Origin of the sequence: Phaeodactylibacter xiamenensis (assembly GCF_965229835.1) — a bacterium.
Classification (GTDB): Bacteria; Bacteroidota; Bacteroidia; order Chitinophagales; family Saprospiraceae; genus Phaeodactylibacter; species Phaeodactylibacter xiamenensis.
Genome location: NZ_OZ245931.1, coordinates 2,674,297 through 2,698,795, shown reverse-complemented (window position 1 = coordinate 2,698,795; position 24,499 = coordinate 2,674,297). Strand labels below are relative to the sequence as shown.

At 49.4% G+C, this 24,499-nt stretch carries 9 protein-coding genes; 8 read left to right on the top strand and 1 reads right to left on the bottom strand.

The window, feature by feature from the left end:
- Nucleotides 1-262: 262 nt before the first annotated feature.
- The 6 genes from ACO08I_RS09945 to ACO08I_RS09920 all read left to right on the top strand — a co-directional run bounded on the left by ACO08I_RS09945 (nt 263) and on the right by ACO08I_RS09920 (nt 17,324).
- On the top strand, nt 263-5,701 hold the full coding sequence (locus ACO08I_RS09945; protein WP_421949226.1) for an EndoU domain-containing protein: 5,439 nt from the start codon (nt 263-265) through the stop codon (nt 5,699-5,701).
- Between the two features lie 10 nt (nt 5,702-5,711).
- Nucleotides 5,712-6,206 (top strand): hypothetical protein, encoded by a 495-nt coding sequence (locus ACO08I_RS09940; RefSeq protein ID WP_282774662.1) that lies wholly within the window; start codon nt 5,712-5,714, stop codon nt 6,204-6,206.
- Nucleotides 6,207-6,403: 197 nt separating this feature from the next.
- Nucleotides 6,404-11,989, top strand: coding sequence for a T9SS type A sorting domain-containing protein (locus ACO08I_RS09935; RefSeq protein WP_421949225.1), 5,586 nt, complete (start codon nt 6,404-6,406; stop codon nt 11,987-11,989).
- Between the two features lie 20 nt (nt 11,990-12,009).
- Nucleotides 12,010-12,642 (top strand): hypothetical protein, encoded by a 633-nt coding sequence (locus ACO08I_RS09930; RefSeq protein WP_421949224.1) that lies wholly within the window; start codon nt 12,010-12,012, stop codon nt 12,640-12,642.
- A 911-nt stretch (nt 12,643-13,553) separates the two neighbouring features.
- A complete protein-coding gene (locus tag ACO08I_RS09925; protein ID WP_421949223.1) occupies nt 13,554-15,968 on the top strand; it encodes a gliding motility-associated C-terminal domain-containing protein in 2,415 nt (804 codons plus the stop codon).
- 453 nt (nt 15,969-16,421) lie between these two features.
- Complete coding sequence (locus ACO08I_RS09920; RefSeq protein ID WP_421949222.1) at nt 16,422-17,324, top strand: TIGR01777 family oxidoreductase; 903 nt, start codon at nt 16,422-16,424, stop codon at nt 17,322-17,324.
- On the opposite strand, the gene ACO08I_RS09915 is transcribed toward ACO08I_RS09920, so the two are convergent.
- Complete coding sequence (locus ACO08I_RS09915; protein ID WP_421949221.1) at nt 17,321-18,226, bottom strand: murein hydrolase activator EnvC family protein; 906 nt, start codon at nt 18,224-18,226, stop codon at nt 17,321-17,323. The genes ACO08I_RS09920 and ACO08I_RS09915 overlap by 4 nt on opposite strands.
- Nucleotides 18,227-18,462: 236 nt before the next feature.
- Between ACO08I_RS09915 and ACO08I_RS09910 the strand changes: the two genes are divergently transcribed.
- A complete protein-coding gene (locus ACO08I_RS09910; RefSeq protein ID WP_421949220.1) occupies nt 18,463-21,363 on the top strand; it encodes a tetratricopeptide repeat protein in 2,901 nt (966 codons plus the stop codon).
- Between the two features lie 146 nt (nt 21,364-21,509).
- On the top strand, nt 21,510-24,497 hold the full coding sequence (locus tag ACO08I_RS09905; RefSeq protein ID WP_421949219.1) for a DNA polymerase III subunit alpha: 2,988 nt from the start codon (nt 21,510-21,512) through the stop codon (nt 24,495-24,497).
- Nucleotides 24,498-24,499: the final 2 nt, after the last annotated feature.

Below are 24,499 nucleotides of genomic sequence, written 5' to 3'. Positions count from 1 at the left end.
TGCACCAATGGTTGGGTTGTCAAATGGTGAATTAGATTAGCATTATTTGTACGGTAATCCCGGCACAAAAATTAAGTATAAGGTTCAGCAACGGTCCTCGGTAAGGACTGAACTGTTAATGCGTCCCTGTATGCACAAGTTGGTGCATACCTGACATAATATTCGTTTTCACAGCTTCCGGCATCGTGTACCGCCGGAAGGGTAAACCCCGTTGCCCGGGTGTCAATTTCATGCTGATTCGGGCATTAAAACTTAGATTAAAATGCAAAAACATCGTGCTACTCCTTCCTGTACATTAACTACGGTATTTACCGGTACGTTTTTCAGGAAGCGGCTTGGGCAACTGGTCCTGTTGGCTGCCCTGCTTATGGTGCCTTTCCTCACCTCCGCTCAAAGCTGGGATACGGTGCGGATTGTTGATTTTTCAAACCCTTCCTTTACAGATAGCCTTACCGGAGTTCAGGGGTTTGCTCAACAAGGCTTTGGAAAGGGAAACAATGGTGCTTCCGGAAGTTACAATGACCTTTGCGCGTTTACAAGCAGCTTTAGTGCTCAGGACCGTATGCGAATGCGCGTATCCCTGCTGGCAGGTGTAACCTACCGGGTATCCCTTAATGGGAAGGTGAACAGAACCGGGCAGGCGGTCAACTTTGGGTATGTGCCAACGTCGAACCCCCAACAAGTCACCTTCATATCGCAGGGTGTACCGCTTGCCGATATCCATTATGAAGACCCCGGCGCGGCAGTAGAAAGCGATACATTTTCGGTCGCGGCTGATGGCAACTATTGGGTGGCCGTGGAGCATGGAGGTGCTAATCTCCCCGATGTATTTGCCCGGCTGGATAATTTCATGGTCGAAGCCCTGCAAGAAGCTCCAATGCCCAGTTTGTCTCTGACAGATAATGATGGCAACCTAATAACAGGCGGCATAGAGGCCGAGCCCGGCACCCCATTCATGCTATGCCTGTCGCCTGACAGTGCGCCAGCTGGGGATATGGCGTTAGCGCTTAGTATTGATGGGGACGGCTCCCCGCACTTTAGTGATTTCACAACTATGCCGCTGACCTTCCCGGCAGGAAGTACTGACAATGTGTGCTTCGAGCTGTCACCAAGCGCGGAGGCTGTCGCCGGTACATACACGTTCCAGCTCACGGATGGAAATGGTGATGAAGTGATGAGCTTTGAGGTGGTGGTGGAGCCGCCTTGTACTAGCGTCGCCGGGCCGGACCACATCATTTGCGCCGGGGAGACTGTACAATTGGGCACGGGCTGCCTGCCAGCGCCTCACCCGGTGGATGGCGTGGATTATTGTTATGCTTGGCTGCCTACAGATGGGCTGGATGACCCTGCATCTGCCATGCCTGATGCGACGCCTTCTGAGACGACTACCTATACCGTTTATGTGACTACTTCGGAGGGGGAGTTGATTGTGGAGGAGGAAGTGATGGTGACAGTTAATCAACCCTCTGATCTGACAATAACGCCCTCCGGACCTTCAATTTGTGAGGGTGGAACAGTATGGTTGGAAGCAGTTACTTGGTTAAGCACAGATGCAAATACCTATCAGTGGTCCACCGGAGAGTCAACTGCAGCTATTGAAGCAGGCCAACCGGGCACCTATACTGTAACTATTACGGATGTAATTTCCGGATGTACCGATGAAGGCAGCATTGAAGTCACGGAAGCCTCTTTCAGTGCAAGTATTTCAGCTACCAGTACGTCTGTTTGTTCGGGAGCTCCATCAGTGCTTATTGTCAATGTCGTTCCAGAGGGTAATGCTGAAGACTATGAGTTCTATTGGTCTAATGGTCTTTCTGGCAGTGAGATAAGCGAAGACAGGAGCGGAAATTATGATGTAACCGTCACTAACATAGTAACAGGATGTGAAACTACAGCAGAAATTGACTTACAAGAAATTGATGCTGTTGTCAGTATATTACCGGAGAACCCTGTGATATGCCCTGGAGGTACGGTAGAGCTATCCGTTGAAGGGCAATATTCAAATTACACATGGTCTACAGGTGCCACAGGTACGACGGAAACTTCCATTACAGTCTCAGATGTTGATGTGGCAGCCAATCCTGAATTTTCGGTTACTGTTACAGCGGCGAACGGTTGTGAAGCTGTTGCTGCTGTAGAAGTAGGGGAGGCTATGGATACCGATGATATACAAGCTTATTTCCAGGGCAAAGGCTTCTTTGCGATGGATATAGAGATAGATCCGGATGTAACCTTATCTCCCGGTGAGCCTACATCTCAGCGAACAACCACAAGTTTGTGCACTTCGGCCTGCTCTTCATCGGATGTTACATGTGTCAAGGACGATGCCGAAAAGGTGATCGCAGTTAATGATGAAGTTATAGACAATTTAGCTGGGGTTATGGACTCTTATATGTCCTACTTCAATACGATGTATGGCTACGATAAGGTCAGAACCTACATTACTAAGAACGACGATCTCTGCAGCTGCATGGATTACCTTGACTTTATAGAAGGGAAATTCGAAGGGGATGCGCCGCTCGCTTTTTGGATACATCTCTTTGAGGCAGAAGGGGATGGGCAAGATAAATTATACATACTTACTAATGTGCCGGGCTTAGACAATCATTATCCAGGAGAATCTCTGGAGGGGCATGCCGATCTGTCCTTTGCCTTAGCGCAAACAGAGATTGACGGGTGGGACGGCAATACCGGCAGCGAAGCTAACCAAGCTATTTTCGCTATTACGGACAATAGCCTAAATAACTTTATGGACCAAGGGCTGAGTGCCGCACAGCCAAGTGGCAACCTCAACCAGTTACTGTGTGACGGGTCCTCTACAGAAAGCATGGTAGCCATTTCTCCTGCTGGTATACCAATGAGTGTGCCAGATGGGTACACCACCCGATTTGTGCCTAATGACGATATGATAGGGGCTGACATACCAGAAGGAGCTTTGCTCGGGCTTACAGATTTTACAAATTATGGACAGAGTGGAGAGATTACGTACTACAGGGGTAGGGTAGATTTGAATGTACAGCTTCTAAATAATCTGCCTCCCTTGTTTGTCGGCTACCACCGGATGAACACGGTGGTAACTACCAGCAATAACCCCCAGGAAGCATTCTTTTCAGTCAGCCCTTTTGAAGAGGGTCAAACACTGGCCGTCACATTAGGAGAGCTGTCTCCACCCTGGCCAGCAAGTACGGAGACGGTGTCGTACAGTTACTTTCAATATGTAGGGGCAGAACCTGATTATATCAACAATGGGTCGGGAGTTGTTATCTCTGACTTCTTCAGCGCCCCTGCCGTGCTTAGCGGGCAATTTACTGGGCCCGCCGCCCCTAGTGTGCCGGTTAGCACATCTCCCGTTACTGCGGCAGAATTCCTTGAGGCGTTCGAGCTGCTTTCTATCGACCAGCGAGTCGCATCTTTCCGGGTCACTCGAGAGGATGGTACGTTGGACTATGTTGTTTTCACTTGCGTAGGCGGGCAGATTAAGTCTTTCATGTTCAACTGTTACACAGGGGTATATGAAGAAATTGACCTTGCCTTGAATGATGTTGTCGCACAAGGAGTACTTCAAGACATACAGGCCGTTTTAGACCCAAGCGAATGCATAAATGAAGAAGAAAGTGCTCTGGATGAGCCAGATTGCTTTGTACTGGATGAAGAAATAGCGTTGGCGCCTTCGTATGTCATCCCACCGAATACAGCAATAAGCGAGACTGCCAATTTGCAAGACTTTGCAGGTCTAGATCCTGAAACCAAAAGCATTTTCGAGCAAGCCATTACTCAGGCATCTCAAGTCTATGGCGCTAATTTCGCGTTTATCATAACAGCGGATAATAGCTATTGCCCTGATGGAGGCTGTGGCTATGACTATAGTGAAGCCCAAGAGCGTTTTCAAACTCTTGCTCTAAGTACTGCTGAGTCACACATTAAGGATGCCATTTTTCGAATTCATTATACCGAGGATAGGAGGGCTTTCTTCTGTGTCCGTTTAGCTGAGGACTTCTATACGCATACTAATGTGGGCTATGATCTGCCGGAAGAGCAAGCGCTGCTTTTGAAAAACATGTATGTCCGAAAAATCAGGGATGTGATCCGGAATGTGAGGACACCACAAACTCTAGCGGAAAACGCCAATCCGGGAGAAGAGGATAACACGCCCACCTCAAGGCCTAATTTTTTTGGATTGCGGCCTAACCTGCCTGAGTCAACTAAAAAAAATATAAATACCTATACCATTACCAGCGAGATGGCGGCTATTGCCGTAGATTTCATGGGAACCCAGCAGATTACGGATAAACTGTGGAGGGCTAATTTGCCGGCGGATGATCAGCCGCTTTATGAAGTGCCAGAAGCTTTGGTGGGAATTGGCAATGTGGTTGTCAGCGAGAATCCGTTAGTCGGTGCAGTACAATTGGGTAATTTTGCCTGGACTTTTGTGAATGATAAGCAGCTACGCGGCAATATAGTAGAGATGGTGCGGCAACCACTGAAAACCGCCAGGGCTTTTTATCAGGACAAGAGGGACACCTACGCAGGGAATGGGCCCAATGGTATAGAAGGCACCTATTACGCGGCTGGGGAAGATGGCGCATCCTTGGTGATGTTCCTGGTCGGTGGCAACATAGGCGCTATTACTAAAATAGCCGATAAAGTATCGGGGCTGCCCCGAAAAACCGAGCCTGCCGTACGGGAATGGAACGAAGACCTTGATGATATAAAGCACCACTCCGAGGTAGACTTAGATGGCATCAGCTCGGACGCTTTCTACAAATACTTCCAAGACGGCAACTTTACCGATGCTGAGATCGAAGGCTACCTGAAATTTGCAGGTGACTTCGACAACCCCATCGACCAAAGAAAGCTAAAATCGCAGCCTTCGCTGGCCGTACTTTGGAAAAAGAATAAGGACGGGGACCCTGACTTCTGTCCGTTGGGTTTTACCTCTGGCGGTACGCCCGTAGCGGTCCGGTCTACAGGCTGCAATGGTGGGATAGATTTGGAGAGCATAATCAAAAAGCTTCCGGACCCGGATACTGATGCTGGCGTTGCTTTCTGGACAAAGTACGAGGAGGTCTTCATCAACGACCACTTTGATGCAGATGGCATACTTGATTTTGATGCCACACAAAAGGTGGATGAGTTTTTGAAAGACCTGCAGAAGGAGGGGGATGGATTTTTGGACGAGTTCGTGGATGTGCCAGATTTGATGGAGGCTTGGGATGAAGCATTTAATCGTAATTTACCTGATAGTTGGAGAACCGATCGAGACTATCTGAAACCCTTCAAAAAGGCTTTAGATGAAAAACCAATTATCGACTCACACTTATCAGGTTATGTTAACTCAAGTGGAGCAGCTGTTGGGGGGCACTTATCTTCTGCAGTAGATGGTATTAATGTAAGACTTAAGTCACCACAGCCCACAGGGTTTCCAACTTATTATGCTGATGGTAGCTTAAAAGAGGCAGCTATTGACATAAAGCAAGGGAATAATTGGGTGCCAAAAACAGCTCGGTCTACTTTCTTCCCAGTAGATTGGACTAATGATCAAATTCTCAACGAAATCGCTTACATTAGATCAAAGGCAGAGAATAAGGTTACTGAACGTATATGGTATGGTAAGTCAAGTGATGGTCAACTCGATATTGAAGTTCAATATACTGGACCTTTAGATAATTTGTCTTTCAGTACTACGTTTCCTGATTTTTAATTTTAAAAATATGAAAATTAGTTTTGATGGTTTTGCGAAAACTGGTCCTCTTATCGATAAGTTATCGAAGATCAAGGTTTTAACATTAGATGATTACGGTAAGGCATATCAGCCATACATTACTTTTTTGAGTACCGCTTTAGAATTGAGGATTTTTCATGGGAACACCTCTAATTTCGAAAGTATTGTCGATTTTATCATGCATATTTTTTCTATTCCTTATGCTAGAGGAAATCACTTTGAGCTAACCGTCGATTTTTTCGAACAAGAACTTAATCTGGAGTCATTGGATTTACAAGAGTTTTTAAAATATATAAACTCAAGTGTTGAATCATTCTTTGAGGGTATGTATCCGATAAGCGGTGGGGGAGATATTTGGAAACTTTCTTTAAACATTAAAGGCTTTATTGAAGGATATAAAATTGTAACAGTAGGAAGCGATCAAATCTTTGTTTGCCGTACATCTGAGTACTATTTATATTTTTCCAGTCAGAGTATCAATTGATTTAATTGAATGTCCCAGTTGTCGGGAGGCTGTTTGAAATATAGTCTTTACCAATTGCTCTCGGGTAGAAAAAAGACGCTAGGTTTTTTACGTCTCTTAAATCTGCCCACAACATAAAAAACTTCAACCTACAGCAAGGGAGCGTCCCACTGAGTTGGCTTAGTGGACGATAGCCATTCCTTTGCCCAAACACGAGTATGATGAAATACACGATTACTACCGTCCTCTTTGTAGCCCTGCTCAGTGCGCTGCAGGCACAGATAGGGATTGAGCTCAATCTCCAGCCGGGTGATTGCTTCTGCGAAGGCACCCCACAACAGCCCTTTTCAGTCACGGCTGAGGGCAATGCCGGGCCCTTCACCTATGAGTGGTCGAGCCCTAATGGTTATTCCTCCACAGCAAAAGAGCCGGACGATATTGTGCTGGCAGGCGAGTATACGCTTGAGGTTTATAATGCTTATGCTTGTTCTTTTACGTATAGTGTGGTATTGGAGGCCTGCCCCGGTCCACAGTTTCAATTCACCCAAAATAGTTGCATTGGCGAGATCGAACTGCATATAGAAGAGGGTGCCCCTCCTTTTTCAGTGAATTGGTTCAATCATGACACAAGTGAAAGTATAGGGCAGTCAGGTACGAGTATCACAGTTGGGGATGGGGCATATTTTGCAGAAGTCACAGACGGCAATGAGTGTATCTGGCAGACTCAAGTCATTGAAATGGAATTTGACAGTGCGCCACTTGAGTTAGAAGCCATTGTTAACTCTGTGACCTGTGCCAGTGCTACAGATGGAAGTATTACCATAAATATTACTAATGGGACACCAGAATACTCCTTTAATTGGTTTCTCCTGGGGCCCAATGGTTCGCCGCTACCTATTGACGTTGCAGATCCGAGCAGCAATATTCTTGATCAGATTGGAATGGGATTGTATAATGTCATTGTTGAAGATCAAAATGGCTGTGGCGGCTTTCTGCTGGAGATTGAGGTTGGTCAGGAGCCTTTAATTGAAACCCAGCCCCCCTTCATTAACCAGACGAAAGTTTTTGCAGAGGTTCAGGGGGCACCTAAGTTGATTTATCAAGGGAACTGGCAAGACAATGGTGACGGTTGTTTTGAGTTGCAGGTACAAGAAGATTTGGACGTTGGGCAGGAAGAAATATTCGCAATTCAACAGGGAGCAGATTTAACTATTCAGGTATTTACAAATGTGCCTATGCAGTGGATGACCGTAAGTTTACCAGGAACAGCTGCATTTGAGCTTGGAGTAACTTCCTTTCCTGGAAGTGGGCAGTCTTGGACTTTTGATTTAGGCAGTGTGCCCGAAATATCTATGGGCAGCAATGGAGTAGAACAAATCCTATCATTTGCAGGAATAGACAATAGTGGTAACGCACTTCCACTTTTGAACCCGCTAGCTCTTCTTGATAATACAGACAACTGTTTTGAGCTGCCGGTTCAACAGGCTGACTGCAGCTGGGAGCCACCGTATTCAGAGGGGAATGATAATTCGCACATAGTCGTGATTCAGGGATGCAGTGGGCTTTCAGCCCCCACTAGTTCTCTATGTCCTAATATTTCAGCAGTATCAGCATGTGGCGAATCCGATGGTAGCATCGTATTCAGAGGCGGGTGTTCATTTGGAGGTGTCCTACCGTATACCTATATATGGAGCAATGGAACAACGACGTTGAATAACGATAACTTATCAGGAGGTGAGTATACTCTTTCAGTTACAGATGCCATTGGTTGCCAAGGTGCCTTTGAATATTTTGTGCCTAGCTACGGCGAGCCTTTGGTTGACCAGAGCCAAACTTCGGTTGTGAATTCTTGTTCCGGGCAGAATAATGGCCGGATAATAGTAGCCCTGTCATTAATTGATCCTGATAATAGTGGCAATGAGCCACCGATTGATGCCTCGTTTGAGTGGAGTAATGGAGTAACGGTTCAAAATGATGTATTTAGTATACAGGAGAATCTATCTCCTGGCACGTACACCGTTACTATCACTAATTTAGCTACTCAATGCTCAATTGTCGAAGACTTTACGGTACAGGAAGTTGCTAGTGATGCTCCATTGAATGTTGCGGCAGAGACGCTAGGTGATATTTGTTACGGAAGCAGTGGTGGCTCGGTAAAGCTGACTATTACCGGAGGTGTTCCTCCCTATTACAGAAACGGAGCAGAGATTTCAGGCAGCATTCTACAGATTAATCATCAGTATCCGGAGGGACAACACTGCGAAACGATTACAGACCACTGTGGGGAGTCCTATCAGGTTTGTTTTGATATAGAGGTCATTGAAAGCTCTATCTTCACCATATTCCTGGCGGATATCGACCATGTCTCTTCGAGTGGTGCAAATGATGGAAGTGCTTCTATTTCTGTCGTTCCAGATGGGGACTATAGCTATCAGTGGCTGCCTTACAGTAGCTTTTTAGGAACGAACCCTTCGGTAGACGGCTTGGAGGCCGGTAATTATACTGTACGCGTGGAGGATAATTTAAGTGGTTGCACTCAGGTTTTGGATATTCAAATCCAAGAGTGTAAGGATGTGCCTGATTTTGATGTCAACTTGTTCGGTGGATTTATTGACCCGGCAAATCAATCGGAGCCCGTTTCGTTTTATGCAAGTATTACAGAAGATGGGCAACCGCTTACGTTTGTGCCTTCAAACTATGTTATTCAATGGAGTATTAATGGAACGCCAGTTGACCATCAAGGATTTCAGTTATTTGTTTCCCCAACGCTTCTGCTGAGTGATGATGACCCGGTAGTTCAAGTTGTGGTCGATAATGGCTGTACTGTAAAGTTTGCATCAAGAGAAATATACAATTGCCAAAACGATGCGGCTGCTATAGATTTCTTTGTTGCAGAAGAAATAAAACCCTGCTCAGGCAGTTCTGAAGGAGAAATACAAATTGTTATTCCAAACATCTACCTGACTTCAACACCAGAAAACCTGTCTGTTGAAGTATTAGTAGCAGGAGTGGCTGTGCCTATAGAGCTTTTGCCCTATGCGGAGGGTACTGCGTTCACGGCTACGGTGGGTGGGCTATCTTCAGGCTCTTATGACTTCATTGTAAATGTAGGGGCTGATTGCCAGGCAACGTTTACATATGAATTAGGCGAAAGTGCGCCGGAACCTGTCTACGATCGCTATGAAAACGAACCTGCACCGGCTTGCATATATAAGCTTTTTTGTGGCGAAGGGCAAGAGGTTGGTGAGACCTCACAGGTCCCAATTCTTGACCTTGACAACGCAGAAAAGAGAAAATGTAGAGTTCCTATTGTTTGTAACAATGAAGCTACAGGATATTATAAAGAATATGAGGTTGTTACCTGCCGTGTGGCTCAATACGAGGATATCCTACAAATTATTGAAGCGAATAACCCAGGTGATTATGGCTTTTTACCAGGATATATTGATGAGCTTCAACATCATATTCAACCCGAGAAAGATTGTGCCTGGGTAAAGTTTTGTACAGGGACGTTAGAGGTTATAGCAACCTGGGGGAATTGGAATGGTAATATTGTTGATCAAGTAGTACTCCCAAATGGATGTACACGTTATCGATGCTCTGGCGGTTTTTTCGGGCTCAATAGTAGTTTTAAAGTATGCCCTAATGACAATTCAGGGTGTAATACTTTGCCATTCATATCTTTACAAGAGCCTCCACAGCCAGACTTATTTTGCCCAAATGTAGTATCTTTCAATTTATATGGATTGTTAAATGCTATGGATAACGGCTTGCTTGACGAGGATACGGAATTCTGGACTAGTACTCTGTATAATGAATTATTGAACTTTCAGCCTGAAAACCCTGACGCTGCTAAATGCATGGAAGTCGTCTTTTGCAAAGAAGGGTATGAGTTCAAGTATTTTAACACCTATTCACAGATAGAAACATTGTGCAATGATGTCAACATCCTTCAATACAATCCAACGCAAATCCCGGATACTAATCCTTTTGACGATAATGGGTCTGAAGTCACTTTTGAGCCTGTAGAGGAGATTACCTTGCCTACTTGTGAAGTCGTATCTGGCATTGTAAATGAAAACGGAGAATTGATTCAGGAGGTCATTCGATGCAGAACAGAGGAATGCGACAAGTATGAAACATCCATAGTTTTAGATGATTGCACCTCAATTCATATCATCAACTACGGTGATTTATCCGATATTTTCAATATTGATAATTTAGTGCCTTCAGACACAATGATATGTTTTATGCAGGATAATTATGGGGCAGAGCGACTTCGGTCTTTAAGTACGCTTACATTTGAAGGAATGACTATCCCGAAACCAGTACTAGATGCAAGCTTAAACAGAAGAATTTTTTATGACTTCACCCCCTTCTCTGAAGGGACTTTAAAAAGAGAGGACAATGGACTAATTACCCAAATAGAAAATTGGGATACTCATCAAAGTTTATATGTGTTTGAAGAAACCCAGGGGATATCAATATCTTATGAGGATTCCATAACTACGTGGGTCAATATCCTCAATCCAAGTATAGACTCTGCCTTAATTATAAATGAAGTGGCTCTTGCCGGGGAAGGATTCATTCAGATTACCGGAGAGTTTAAGGGAAGCCTGTCTTGGGGAGAAGAAGACCTTATCTCTTCAGAAAATATGTCTTTGTTTATTATACAACTAGACTTATTTGGGCAAGTCATCGGTCTCGACTTTGTAGAAGGCATAAATACTACCAACCGGAATGCAACTATGAGTACAGAGAGTGATGGAAGCGGAGTGTTATTGACAAAAATGGGTAGTTCCAACAGTAGCGAGGTGATTCTTAATGGTGCTGGAATTGGAAATGTTCCTTCTTTTGATGCGAATGGATTGGGGGTTATTTTATGGGACGCTGCAACGAGAGCATTCTCTACTTTAAAGTTTCTGGATATTAGTGAAACGTCTACCCTTATTGGTGCAGTTCAAAAAGAGGGCAAGACTATGCTAATGCTCAAGGGGACTCGTTCAGATGGTATATCAAGCTTTGAAAACAAGCTTCAGATACCAATGGATTCAACATCAAGTACTTTGGTTTATCTTAATACTGATGGTGAGATGCTATGGAGTAAGGATATTTTTGGAGAGGAGGTTTATAATATTGAGACGGTTTTCATGGAGAACGGTGGTGTTGCTGTTGGAATTACTTATTCCAGCACCATAGCCGTAGACGGTAATGAATTCACTTCGAATGGAGGATTAGACATTTTGATTTTGACCTTGTCATCAACCGGAGATTTATTATCATTCAATCCATATGGAAGTCAAGATAGTGAAACGATCGAAGTAATGTTCATTGATAGTGATATACTATATTTTGGTGGGCATTTTTTTGGGAGTGAAACTACACGTTATGTTGGCAATAAAATCTTTAAAGATTTTTCTCCCTATGGCCCCGAAGTGTATATGAGTGAAATATTTTTGAACCAACCACAGATGACAGCTTCAGAAAAAACAACCAAAAAGGATATATTCGTTCCTAAGACGTTGGAGAATCAACTAAACTTAACAAATGTTTATCCTAATCCTTCATCAGGGGAAATCCATTTATCCATCTTCTCCAATGAAACCCAACAACAAGTTCTATTAGAAATGACTGATATGACAGGCAGAACAGTAGAAAACTGGGGAAAGCTGCCATTAGTAAAAGGTTCAAACAACCTTAACATCACTCCCTCTCCTTTAATAGGTCCAGGAGTCTACCTACTGAAAATCATTCCTGTCAATCTACCTCAGCAAACTATCATTACTAAAATCATTAGGTTGTAATCCTATCAAAATCATTCAACATGAAATTCGTTCCTGTTCCAATTTATGTTCTCTTTCTCGGAGTGGCGCTACTGTCCAGCTGCACAGAAGACGATCCGCCCCAACTCCCGGAATTCCCCAAGGCTTACAGCCTTTCTGGTTATGAATCGGCTGACCGGGAGTATGTTTTGGTCACCGAACAGGGCTACATCCCTATCACTCCATCTGATTATTTTGTAAGCTACGTGGATACCATGCGGGCAACAGACTGGCTGCTTTTTGTAGGTGACAATTTCTTTATCCAGGAAATTGTGCTGCAAAACGAGACAGAGGCACAACTTACCTTTATGGATGACCCGACAACCGGAGCCACCACGCTTGCCGATAGCCTGAAGTATGAGGTTGCCGGTCAGGAAATCACATTTACCCGGGATGGATTTGTCATGGTTTTTGACTATAACAGCGGTGCTGACCGGATTGAAATTTGTGAGGTGACTTTCCACTTTGTGGAGGAGGAAGGCTTGAATGGGACTCCCTCCTACTTCACCGCAGGTGGTGAATTTTGCCGGACCTTCGACAGTGAAGACCTGACGACTGCGGGTATTGAGCAGAATGTACTGGAAGCAGGGGATACGCTTTGTACAGTAGTGACTAATTTCGTATTCGAACAATAAAGTGCCTATGTGACAGAATATCATGTCTATTCTTCACTATAGAGGTCGAAAGCAGGCCAAGGTTCCTAAAACTTTGGTAGCTTTTTTAGACAAAAAATCGACAGTCTCAAAAGATTAGAGGAATAGGATTCTGATACAGTAAAGTGTTTAGTGGTATACAGTTCTTTTAGAGAAATGACATCTTTAGTGAGGGATAAGATGTGTATGATTACCCCTTTATTGTGTAGCAGTTTTGCGCCAAGAGCGGATGCGGTCCTCTACGTAAGTTAGCATGTAATTTGCAGGGAATTTTACAATAGCAAGGGGAATTCTTTCCATCGGTATAAATAAATAATATGGCAGAATACTTTTCTAAAGGGGTTAAAAATTTTTTCGATTGCTGCAAGTGCTACCTCTTTCTCGGAGTAATTATTTTATTCACGATATTACGACCTGAGGTTCTTTACACACAATCCTTTTGGGTATACGATAGTGTTGATGTGGATGCAACATTAATAGATGAAAGTGTTGGGCGTTTGGGAATTGTAAATACGCAAGACTGCTCCTTCGATACTAAGGTCGTATCGGGGTTCACTTTTTCAAGAGGTTTAACATTGCTCAACAATGAGTATGACTCACTATATTTTGACCTTATCCTTTATAATTTGACTACGCCATTAATCCTTCCAGGAATTTACGCTTGGAAATCTGAAGGTACCGGAGCCAGTGAACCTTATGCTTTTGGGGTTGAGATGGATACATATAATTCACCCGTAAGAGGCATGGGTTGTGACTATGATGGCAATATATATATTGGTGGCGATTCACTTTGGATATTTGATTGGGAGACTCGAATTTTGGAAAATAAAGGCGCCTTTCCTTCAAACTTCAGAACTGGTGGAGATTTTCTCTTCCGTTATGGAGAACTGTTCATGACCACAATAGATAACGACCTTATTAAAGTTGATATAGAGGATCCTGAAAATAGCGAAATCATCTATAGTTTTCCCGAAGAACTTGCTCTAATAGAGGGGGTTGCGAACTTTCATTATACCTGTGATAGCATAGAGCATTATGTTACAACATACGATCCCAATGCTGGGACTGTTATATATAATTTGGACTTTGAGACATTCGAACTAAGCGAGATTTGTGATTTTCCAACAAGGTTTACAGATGCGGCAACTGATCAGGAATGTAGACAACCCGATTGTATATTATACACCGACCTGGACCCCGACGACAGCTCCGGTGCCTCCGGGCTGGGCTATCAGCGCACGACTTGCACCGGGCCGGTGCCGGTGGCCGATGCGGATGTGGAGGTTTTTTCGCCTTTTGTGCTGGATTCAATCCGCCTGCAGGTGCTGAGCCCGCCCGATGGAGGGGCAGAGCAGTTATCCTGCCCGGGGGCGCCCGGAGTGGAGGTAGCGGGCAACAACACCGGGAGCTTGCTTTTATCCAACAGCTATGCTTCCCTCGGTACCGATTTTGCAGCTGCGGTCCAGGCTGTGGTGTATGAAAATACCGCTGCTTTACCTACCCTGGGCAGCCGGGAAATCCTGTTGGAAATGTATTCTTCCTACTACGGGACTATGCCGAGCATCGCTACCATCACGCTCGATACCCTGAACAACCTCGCCCTTGCCGCTGATACGGCTTCTACGCGCTGCTACGGACAGGAGGACGCCTCCGTCTCCCTACAGGGCGAGAACGGCACGGGTGGGTACACCTTCACCTGGCCCGATGGTGTACAGGCTGCTGAGCGCAGTGGGCTTGGAGCGGGGAGCTACCTCATCCAAATCGGTGACGGGCAGGGGTGCAGCGGCCAGGATACACTTTGGGTACAAGCCCCCGATAGCCTTTCGGTGGGCATAACAGCAGCGGCACTGTTTGCCTGTGAGGGCAGCGGTAGCCTTACCGCCTCCGGGGCTGGGGGTACGGGGGCTTACACTTTCGCCTGGAGCAACGGGCAGTCCGGTGCCACCACAACGGGGCTTGATGCAGGCACCTACACCGTTACCCTTACCGATGCCAATGACTGTGAAGCTACAGCAGACTTTGAGCTGTTGCAAGCTGATACTTTCCTGCAAACTGATGTGGTGGAAGACTGTGCAGGCACGCCTTACACATGGCAAAACCAAACCTTCACCACCGACACCGCCCTCTGCCTCACCTACACCTCCCAGTACGGCTGCGACAGCACCCACTGCCTGGAGCTGCGCTACGAGCGTCGGGAGGGGAGCCTGCAGGCGGATATCTGCCCCGGCGGGGCCTACGCCTTCGGTGGGCAGTTGCTCACCGTGCCCGGCACCTACCGGGACACGATTAGCGACGGGCAGCCTTGCGACAGTGTGGTGGTGCTGGAACTGGGCCTTCATCCGGAGCCGGCTTTGTCCATCAGTCAGTCGGGCAGCCTCTGCAACGGCGGCAGCGCAACGCTTACGGGCAATGGCAGCGGCACCTTCATTTGGAGCGATGGCACCACAGGGCCTGCACTGAGCACCACGGCCCCCGGCACCTACGCCGTCACCCTCACCGATGCCAATGGCTGCACCGCTTCGGACAGCCTGAGCCTTTCGGAAAACAGCATAGATTTCACCTTTACGTTGGGCTATACCGGCTGCCCGGAGCCCGGAGCCGGGCAATTGCGGGTCGACAGCATCTGGGGCGGTGCGCCGCCCTACAGCTATCAGCTCAATGATGGCCCGGTACAGCCCGGCCCGGTCTTTTCCAACCTGTCTGCACAGCCTTATACGGTTACGGTAGCCGATGGCAGCGGCTGCGCCCGGGCCCGTCAGGCGGCCCTGCCGGCAGCCACACCCCTTCAGGTGAGCCTGCCCGCCGATACGAGCATCCGCCTGGGGCAGGAAGTGCGGCTGCCGGCTGCTACAAATGCCATCAGCTTTGACATCGCCTGGGACCCGCCCACGGGCTTGTCCTGCACCGATTGCCCAATGCCCCTGGCTCAGCCGCCGGCCACCACGGCCTACACCGCCACCCTGACGGACAGCCTGGGCTGCACCGCTACCGCCCGTACCACCATTTACGTGGATGCGGCTGCGCCGGCCTACCTGCCCAACGCCTTTTCGCCCAACGGTGATGGCCGCAATGACCTGCTGACGGTCTACGCCGGCACGGGCGTCGCGGAGGTTTTCCTGATGCAAGCCTACAACCGCTGGGGCGGTCTGGTCTATGAGGGGCAAAACTTCGCTCCCGGCTCGGGGGGCTGGGACGGTACGCATAAGGGTGAGGCGGCGCCTTCGGGCGTTTACCTTTGCCGCCTGCGCCTGCTGTTGCTGGATGGGCGGGAGGTGGAGATTGGGGGGGAGGTTTTGTTGGTGCGGTAGTCTCGCCCGGCGCACTCGCTGTCCGACGTAGTTTTATACGGAGTCGGTCCTTTCGCCGGGCGTGCTTGGAGACGGCACTATTTTTTTAGGGAAGGAAAAGAATAAACTTCCACCCCCGACCCCCGCCAGGACAGTAATGGCTTTGTATTGGGTAATGATTTTTTGCGGGGGACACGAGCGGTGCCGTAGGGGCAATCTCGGGTGGCGAGCAGTGCCGATCGGCTGGGCTACCGGGAGGCGGCCGCAAAGCGGCCGTTGCCTTTGGAGGACGCAGGCTGGTGCTTCTCCGTCCGACGCAGCTTTGGCGTAGTCGAAAACCTTTCCCTGGCAATCCCAGGTAGAGGCTGCACCAAGGGGCTACCCCTGAACCTTGCCTTTCAGGAATTGTTAAAAAATTACGCCAAGCCCCGCAGTGCTCGGCATGGTTTACCTTCAAAACAAAAACCAACGGATATGTCTACAGTTCTCATCGGTGGCGGTACAGGTCTAATTGGGACACGGCTCAGCGCATTGCTCAAAGCAAAAGGGTACGAGGTGATGCACCTCAGCCGGACGGCCCGGCCTGATGCTGAATTCCCCGCCTTCGAGTGGGATGTTGAAGCGGGCACGATCGACGAGGCCGCTGTGGAAAAAGCGGATTATGTGATTAATCTGGCGGGGGCAGGCATTGCCGACCGCCCCTGGACCAAAGCCCGGAAGAAGCTGATCATCAGCAGCCGTGTGCAGTCCGCAGCTTTGCTGGCTGATACCTTCCAAAAGCTGGGGCATCAGCCTAAGGCTTATCTTTCCAGTTCCGCGATTGGCTACTACGGCGACCGCGGCAACGAGTGGATGTCGGAAGATGCGGCGCCCGGCAACGGCTTCCTTTCGGAAAGTACACAGGCCTGGGAAGAAGCCATCAAGGGTGTGGCGGAAACGGGCGTGCGAACGGTTGGGCTGCGTATCGGGATTGTACTGTCTACTCAGGGCGGCGCACTGGAAAAAATGCTCATCCCTTTCCGGTTTTACACGGGGACTTACTTTGGAGACGGCGAGCAATGGTACAGCTGGATCCATATTGATGATATCGCCCGGATGTTTATTTATGCGCTGGAAACGGAGACGATATCGGGTTTCTACAACGGCGTAGCGCCCAATCCGGTGACCAACAAACGCCTGGTTACCCAAATGAAGGAAGCGCTGAACTCCCCGGCTTTGATCGTGCCGGCGCCGGCTTTTGCTATGCGCCTTGCGATGGGCGAAATGGCGGATGCCGTACTGGACAGTACCCGCGTACTGGCGGACAAGATTCAGGCTACGGGCTTCACCTTTGAATATCCGGCCATCGACAAGGCGCTGGATCAGCTGCTGGGTTAAAATTTAATATACTCCACCGGGTCTACCGGCTTGCCTTTGTGCCAAAGCTCGAAGTGCAGGTGCGGCCCGTCCGACAGGGTCCCGGTATTGCCAATAATGGCAACCGCTTCCCCGGCTTTGACAAAACTGCCCTCTTCCTTCAGCAGCACAGAGTTGTGCTTGTAGAAGGTGATGGTATTGTTGGAGTGCTGAATGCCGATGGTATTGCCGGTCTCAAGCGTCCAGTCGGAGAAAAAGATAAACCCATCCATCGCGGATTTGATCGCGGTGTTTTTGGGGGCCAGTACATCCACGCCGTAGTGTTTTTGGTCGGGCATGAAGGCGGCACTGATCTCTCCGGTAACGGGCGGGGAGAAAAACAACTGCTCCAGGGGCACATCGCCCGGAGAGAAGTTGATGGGGCGGCCACGGCGTGCCACATCTCCAATCTCTTTGAGTTCCAGTTCTTCACGTAGTTGTTCCTCCGCCTCTGAGCGTTCCACCTCCTGCAGGGAGTCCATATTTACTTCTGGGCCAGCTTTTTGCTCAGCCTGTTCGGCGGTTTCCACATCTCCCACGAGCACTTTGCGGATATTTTCAGAATAGGCCCGCTGGGCGGCGAGCTGTTGTTCCAGCGACTGTACCTCATCGTATAGTTTTTCCACCTGCCGGCGGGCTTTGTCGCCTTCGCCGTAGCCGGGCACGTACTGGCGCAGCGGGGTAAAGGCAATGGCTGTCACCACCAGAAAAGCCACCAAGACCAGAATGGTGCTGGCTGCAACGTACACATTGAGCAGGGTAAGCCGGTACGAGCCTACTTCTTCGAAGGTCTCGTTGTTCATGATTATGAAACGGTACGTATGCTGCAGGTTCTGCTTTGTCCGTTTCCACCACGCTTTGAATTTATCTTCGTTCGGAGCCATGTGTGTTTGTTGTTTCTTGCATCCGCCTGAATAACGCTGCCAGGCTGCTAAAATTTGACGCAGACCCACTCAAAAGGTTTGTAGTCTGTTAATAATAAAATAATTTTGGCATTTGGCGTTTATTATACAGTTCCGGGTTCGCAAAGTTAGGCAGTGTCCACAGCGCCCGGAAGTAATTCGGCCTTTTTCTTTACAATTTGGCGCCCCGGCAGGCGCATTCGGAAAATAACAGGACTTTGAAACAGATCAACAAAATACTTTGGGTATTCCTGAGCATGGCGGTACTGGCAGCTTGTACCACCACCAAGAGCCGCAGCGATATGTCGGCGCTCAGCGAAGCCTACCACAATACAACGGCACATTATAATGGTTATTTCAATGCGGATGAGCTGATCATGCTCAGCCGGGCGTTGCTGGAACAGTCGCATACGGATAACTACACAAAGCTGCTGCCCATTTACAAACACCTGGCTGTGGAAGATGCCACCGTGGTTGCACAAGACCTCGATATCGCCATGGAAAAGGTGACCGTGGTAGTCAACCTGCACCCCTACAGCAAGTGGGTGGATGATTCTTACCTGGTCTTCGGCAAAGCCCAGTACTACAAGCGCGACTACGAAGCTGCAGAGGCGACCTTCCGCTTCTTTTCCAATGAGTTTAGCCCCGAGGAGATGCGCAAAAAGGAGAAAAAAGCCGACGCCGCTAAAAAAGCCAGCAAGAAGAAAAAGAAAAAGAAGAAGCGCAAAAAGTCCCGCAGCAAGAAAAACAAGATGAGCAAGAAAAAGGCGCGGGCATTGAAAAAGTACAATAAGGCTGTTCGCAAAGCCCGTAAATCCGGCGGGCAGGCACCGGAAAAGCCGGCTATCCTTCAAAGTGGCAAAGACCAGGAAATGGCAGATGCCAAAGAGGAAAAGCGAAAGGAAAATGAAGCCGCCCTGGAGGAAGAAAATGCAGCGAACGATGATCCGAAGAAAAATCCGCTGAAGCATCAGCTGGCCTATCAGGAGGGCATGTTGTATTATGCCAAAACCCTTATTGAACGCGACAAGTTTGACGGCGCAGAACGGGTGATTCGGGAGCTGGAACAGGACCCGGGGACCTTCGCGGAGACCAAAGCCGAGTTGGCTGTTATCAAAGCGCACCTCTATATCTCGGAGGAGGCTTACGTAGATGCCCTGCCTGCTTTGGAGAACGCCATAGAAATGACGGACGATAAGACCCTCAAAGCCCGCTACGCCTTCATCATGGCACAAATCTATCAGAAGCTGGGCAACAGCCGTGGCGCTTATGCCGGGTTCGAGCAGGCCCTGAATTATCGGCCGGACTACGTGATGGCGTTCAACTGCAAACTGAATATGGCGCAGAACGCCTGGGCAAGCGGCACCGGAAGCGCACGGGAAGCACGCGCCAGCCTCGAAAAGCTGCTCAGAGAAGAGAAAAATGCCGAGTTTAAAGATCAAATTTACTTTGCGCTGGCAATGATTGCGTTCAAGGAAGGCGATCAGGCGGAAGGGGTGCGCAACTTGCAGCTGTCCCTGCAGCATGATTCGGGCAATCAGGGGCAGAAAGCCGAAGCCTACGTGACACTGGCCGACTTCTACTATGAGGGAGAGTCCTATGTGAAAGCCAAAAATTACTACGACAGCACTCTCATGGTAATGACGGAACAGGACGAGCGCTACAAGCGGGTCAAAGGCATGGCCAGCAGCCTCACAGATATCGCCAAAAACCTGGAAATCATCGCCCTGCAGGACAGTCTCCTGACCATCAGTCAGATGACGCCGGCCGAGCAGGAAGCCCTGGCACTGGAAATTAAGAAAAAACAAGACGAGGCCCGCCGTAAGCAATTGATCGCGCAGGCCAATCAACAAGCCAATCAGCGTTTTGGCAACCTCAATAACCGGGTGAATGCGTCTGCAAGCCTGGGCAGCGAAGAGAGTTCCTTTTTTGCCTACGACGACCGCAGGCAGAAGCGGGGCATCCGGGATTTTCAACGGGTTTGGGGCACCCGCCCGCTGGAGGACAACTGGCGGCGCTCAGCAGCAAGCTCCAACGACATTATCGAGGAAATCGGCTCCGATGACGGTAGCGATATACTGACGGACGAGGAGATCGAAAAACTCCTGGGCGCAGTCCCTAAAACTGAAGGCGATATCGCAGCGGCTGAAATTCAGCTGCAGGAAGCCATGTCCAAACTGGGCGCCCTGTACCGGGAACGCCTCGAAAACTACGATCAGGCCGTGGCCGTACTGGAGGGGCTCAACGAGCGCTTCCCTGGCAATACCTACGAGCTGGATTCCTGGTATCAGCTCTATCTGGCGTACACGGATATGGGCAACAACGAGAAAGCAAGGTATTATGCCGATAAGATTTTGGAGAAATACCCGAATACCGCCTATGCGCTAATCATTAAAAATCCAAACTACGCTGAGGAGCTCGTGAAGGAAGAACGGGAGCTCAACCGCTACTACGATGAGACCTATGCCGCCTTTACTTCCGGTAACTATCGCCTGGCATTTGACCGCAGTCAGCAGGCTAAGGATAAATTTGGGGCAGCTAATCCGTTTCAGCCCAAGTTTGCCCTGCTTTCAGCCATGAGCACCGGCAATATGGAAGGTAAGGAAGCCTACGTGGAAGCGCTGCGCAAAGTCGTGGCCCGCTACCCTGACACGGAAGAGCAACTGCGTGCCCGTGAAATCTTGCGCCTCCTGGGCGAGACGACTACGAGCCTGCCTGCCGGCGCAAAAGAGGAAATCGAAGCCTTTACACAGGAAGACGACAAGCTGCACTACACCATTATCGCCTTCAAAGATAAAGAAGTGAGCCTGACAGATGCTAAAGTGAAGGTATCAGACTACAATGAGAAGTATCATAAGCTCGACCGTATCCGGATATCCAATATTTATCTGGGCACAACAGCCGATGACCGTATTCCCATCCTCGTGTTGCGCCGCTTTAAGGATAAGCAGGATGCGATGAAGTACTATAATGGCGTACAGCGCAATAAGAGTGAATTTGTTGATGGAGGGGTGGAGTTTGAGCTCTTCCCCGTCACACAGAACAACTACCGCGAAATCCTCAAGCAGCGTAAAATCGACGGGTACCGGTTGTTTTTCCAGCAGTATTACCTCAACTAGCGCGTCAGCCCGATTCCGATACCCGGATCATCCCGGCTTCTGTATATTGATCAGGAGCCGGGATTTTTTTCAAGAATCCCGGGAAGAAATTTTTTGTTTCAAACAATAACTTTAAATTAGCGAGCCGAATACTATGAGAAAAACGTATGCTGCTCAACGCCCATACCTACTACAGCCTCCGGTATGGCACCCTGCCACCGCCCGCCCTGACTGAACGCGCTGCACAGTTGGGCTACACGGCTATGGCACTCACGGACATCAACAATACCAGCTGCTCATATGAGTTTGTCCGCTGCTGCGAAAAAGCCGGCATTAAACCTGTTTTGGGGCTGGAGTTCCGTAAAGAAGGGCGCTGCCTGTACATCGGTCTGGCCCGCAACCGGGAGGGGCTTCGTGAGCTCAATCAGTTCCTGAGTGAAGCCTCAATTGAGGGTCGGCCGCTGCCCGAAGTGGCTCCGCCCATGCAGCATGCTTACATCATCTATCCCCGCCTGGTCAAGCCCATTCAGGCGTTCCGGGAGGAAGAGTTCCTGGGGGTCCGCCCGGAGCACGTAGCCCGGCTTTTTGGGCACGAACTGCTGCAGTATAAAAACAAATTGGTGGCCCTCAGCCCGGTCTTTTTTGCAGACAACGAAGGGTTTGAGCTCCACCGCCTGCTGCGGGCGATCGATGAGAATACCCTGCTGAACAAGCTGACGCCCAGGCAAACGGTCAAGGCTTCTGAGCGCCTGATGCCGCCCGAGCAGCTCCGTGCCTTCTACAAAACACAGCCCTACCTGATTGAGAACGCCGAACGCCTGCTCCAATCCTGCGAAGCAAACCTGCGCCCCGGGCTACACCTCAACCGCCAAACCTTTACCGGGAGCAAAGCAGGTGATTTTAAACTACTCGAGAAGCTGGCCCTGAATGGGTGCGAACGCCGCTATGCCCACCTGGGTACGGACACCCCGGCCTACCGCAGTACGCTGGAGCGGGTCAGGCGGGAGCTAAAAGTGATTGAGCAGCAGGACTTTTGTGCTTACTTTCTCATCACCTGGGATATTGTGCGTTACGCTGCTTCAGCCGGATACCACCACGTGGGGCGGGGGAGCGGGGCGAACTCCATTGTAGCCTATTGCCTGCGGATTACCGACGTAGACCCCATGGAGCTGGGGCTGTACTTTGAGCGCTTTATCAACCCGCACCGCACCTCGCCCCCGGATTTCGATATCGACTTTTCCTGGGATGAACGGGATGATGTGACGGACTACATTTTTAAGCGCTACGGACGGGACTACACGGCCCTGCTGGCGACTTACTCCACGTTCAAAGGGCGCTCTATTGTGCGCGAACTGGGCAAAGTATATGGCTTGCCAAAGGCAGAGATCGACAAAATCGTAGCTGCGCCCTTCGAGCCGGAGGAGCATCATGAGCTGGCAGGCAAAATCGTCCACTACGGCCGTAAGCTGGAAGGCTTCCCCAACCACCTGTCGATTCACGCCGGGGGCATTGTGATTTCGGAAGAGCCGATTTATTATCAGACCGCACTGCAATTGATGCCAAAAGGCTTTCCAATCACCCATTTTGATATGTACCACGGCGAAGACCTGGGCTTCCATAAGTTTGATGTGCTCAGTCAGCGGGGGCTCGGGCATATCAAGGATGCGGTAGACCTGATTAAGCAAAACCGGGAGCAGGCGGTGGACATTCACGACATCCCCCGCCTCAAGTCAGATGAGCGGGTGAAGGCGCAGCTCCGTTCCGGGGACTGCATGGGCTGTTTTTACATTGAATCGCCGGCCATGCGGGGCTTGCTTAAGAAGCTGCAGTGCGACAACTACGTGCACCTGGTGGCTGCCAGTTCCATCATCCGGCCGGGTGTAGCCAAGTCGGGCATGATGAAGGAGTACATCCGCCGTTTTCACAACCCCAACAGTTTTGAGTACCTGCACCCGGTGTTTGAAGAACAACTGGGTGAAACCTTCGGCGTGATGGTCTACCAGGAGGATGTCATGAAAATCGTGCACCACTTTGCCGGGCTGGGGCTGGACGAAAGCGATGTGCTGCGCCGTATTATGAGTGGCAAGAAGTCTAAAGGCGACACCTTTGAGCGCCTGCAGCGAAAGTACTTCGGGAACTGCCGGGCGAGGGGGCATCCGGAAGACCTGGCCAAAGAAGTGTGGCGGCAGGTGGAAAGTTTTTCCGGGTATTCTTTCTGCAAAGCTCACTCTGCCAGTTTTGCGGTCGAGAGTTTTCAAAGCCTGTACCTGAAAGCCTACTTCCCCCTGGAGTTCATTGTGGCGGTGATCAATAATTTCGGAGGCTTCTACCGCTCGGAGTACTACTTCCACGAAGCGCGGCGCTGTGGCGGGCAGGTGCATGCCCCCTGCGTCAACCACAGTCAGTACCTGACCACGCTGGAAGGGGAGGATATCTACATCGGTTTCGTCCACCTCCACCAAATGGAGCAGCAGGTGGCCCACCGCATCGTACATCAGCGGGCGCAGGGCGGTGCTTTCCGCAGCCTGTCTGACTTTCTCAATCGGGTGGAAATTGGTAAGGAGCAGGTCGACTTGCTCATCCGCATCGGTGCCTTCCGTTTTACCGGGCAAACCAAACAGGAGCTGATGTGGGAACGGGTAGCACTGTTTCAGCCACCGGGGCAGGAGCGCCATACCATGAGCCTTTTCCCGCAGGAATACGAAGAGGTGGAGGCCACCGCCCGTCAGTTTCTGTCTGGAGGCGAAGCAGGTGCCCCTGAGCCTTATGCCGATGCAATAGACGAGTTGGAGCTCCTTGGTTTTCCCCTGTGCCCGCCCTTCTACTTGCTTGACAGGCAGGTTTTCACAGATACCATTTCCCAGTCGGCCCGCCTGGGGGAGCTGGAAGGGCGGATCGTCCGGATACTGGGGTACTACGTTTGCAAAAAAGACGTACGCACCAGCAAGGGCAAACTGATGGCTTTCGGATGCTGGATTGGGCAGGACGGGCACTTCTTTGATACCGTCCACTTTCCACCCACCCTCAAGCGATCGCCCTTTCGGGGCAAAGGCGTCTACAAAATCGAGGGCAGGGTAGTCCTTGAGTTTGGCTTTCCGAGTCTGGAGGTGGTCCGGATGTCCTTTCTGGGCTGGGGCAATGCTGTGGTGGAGTAAGG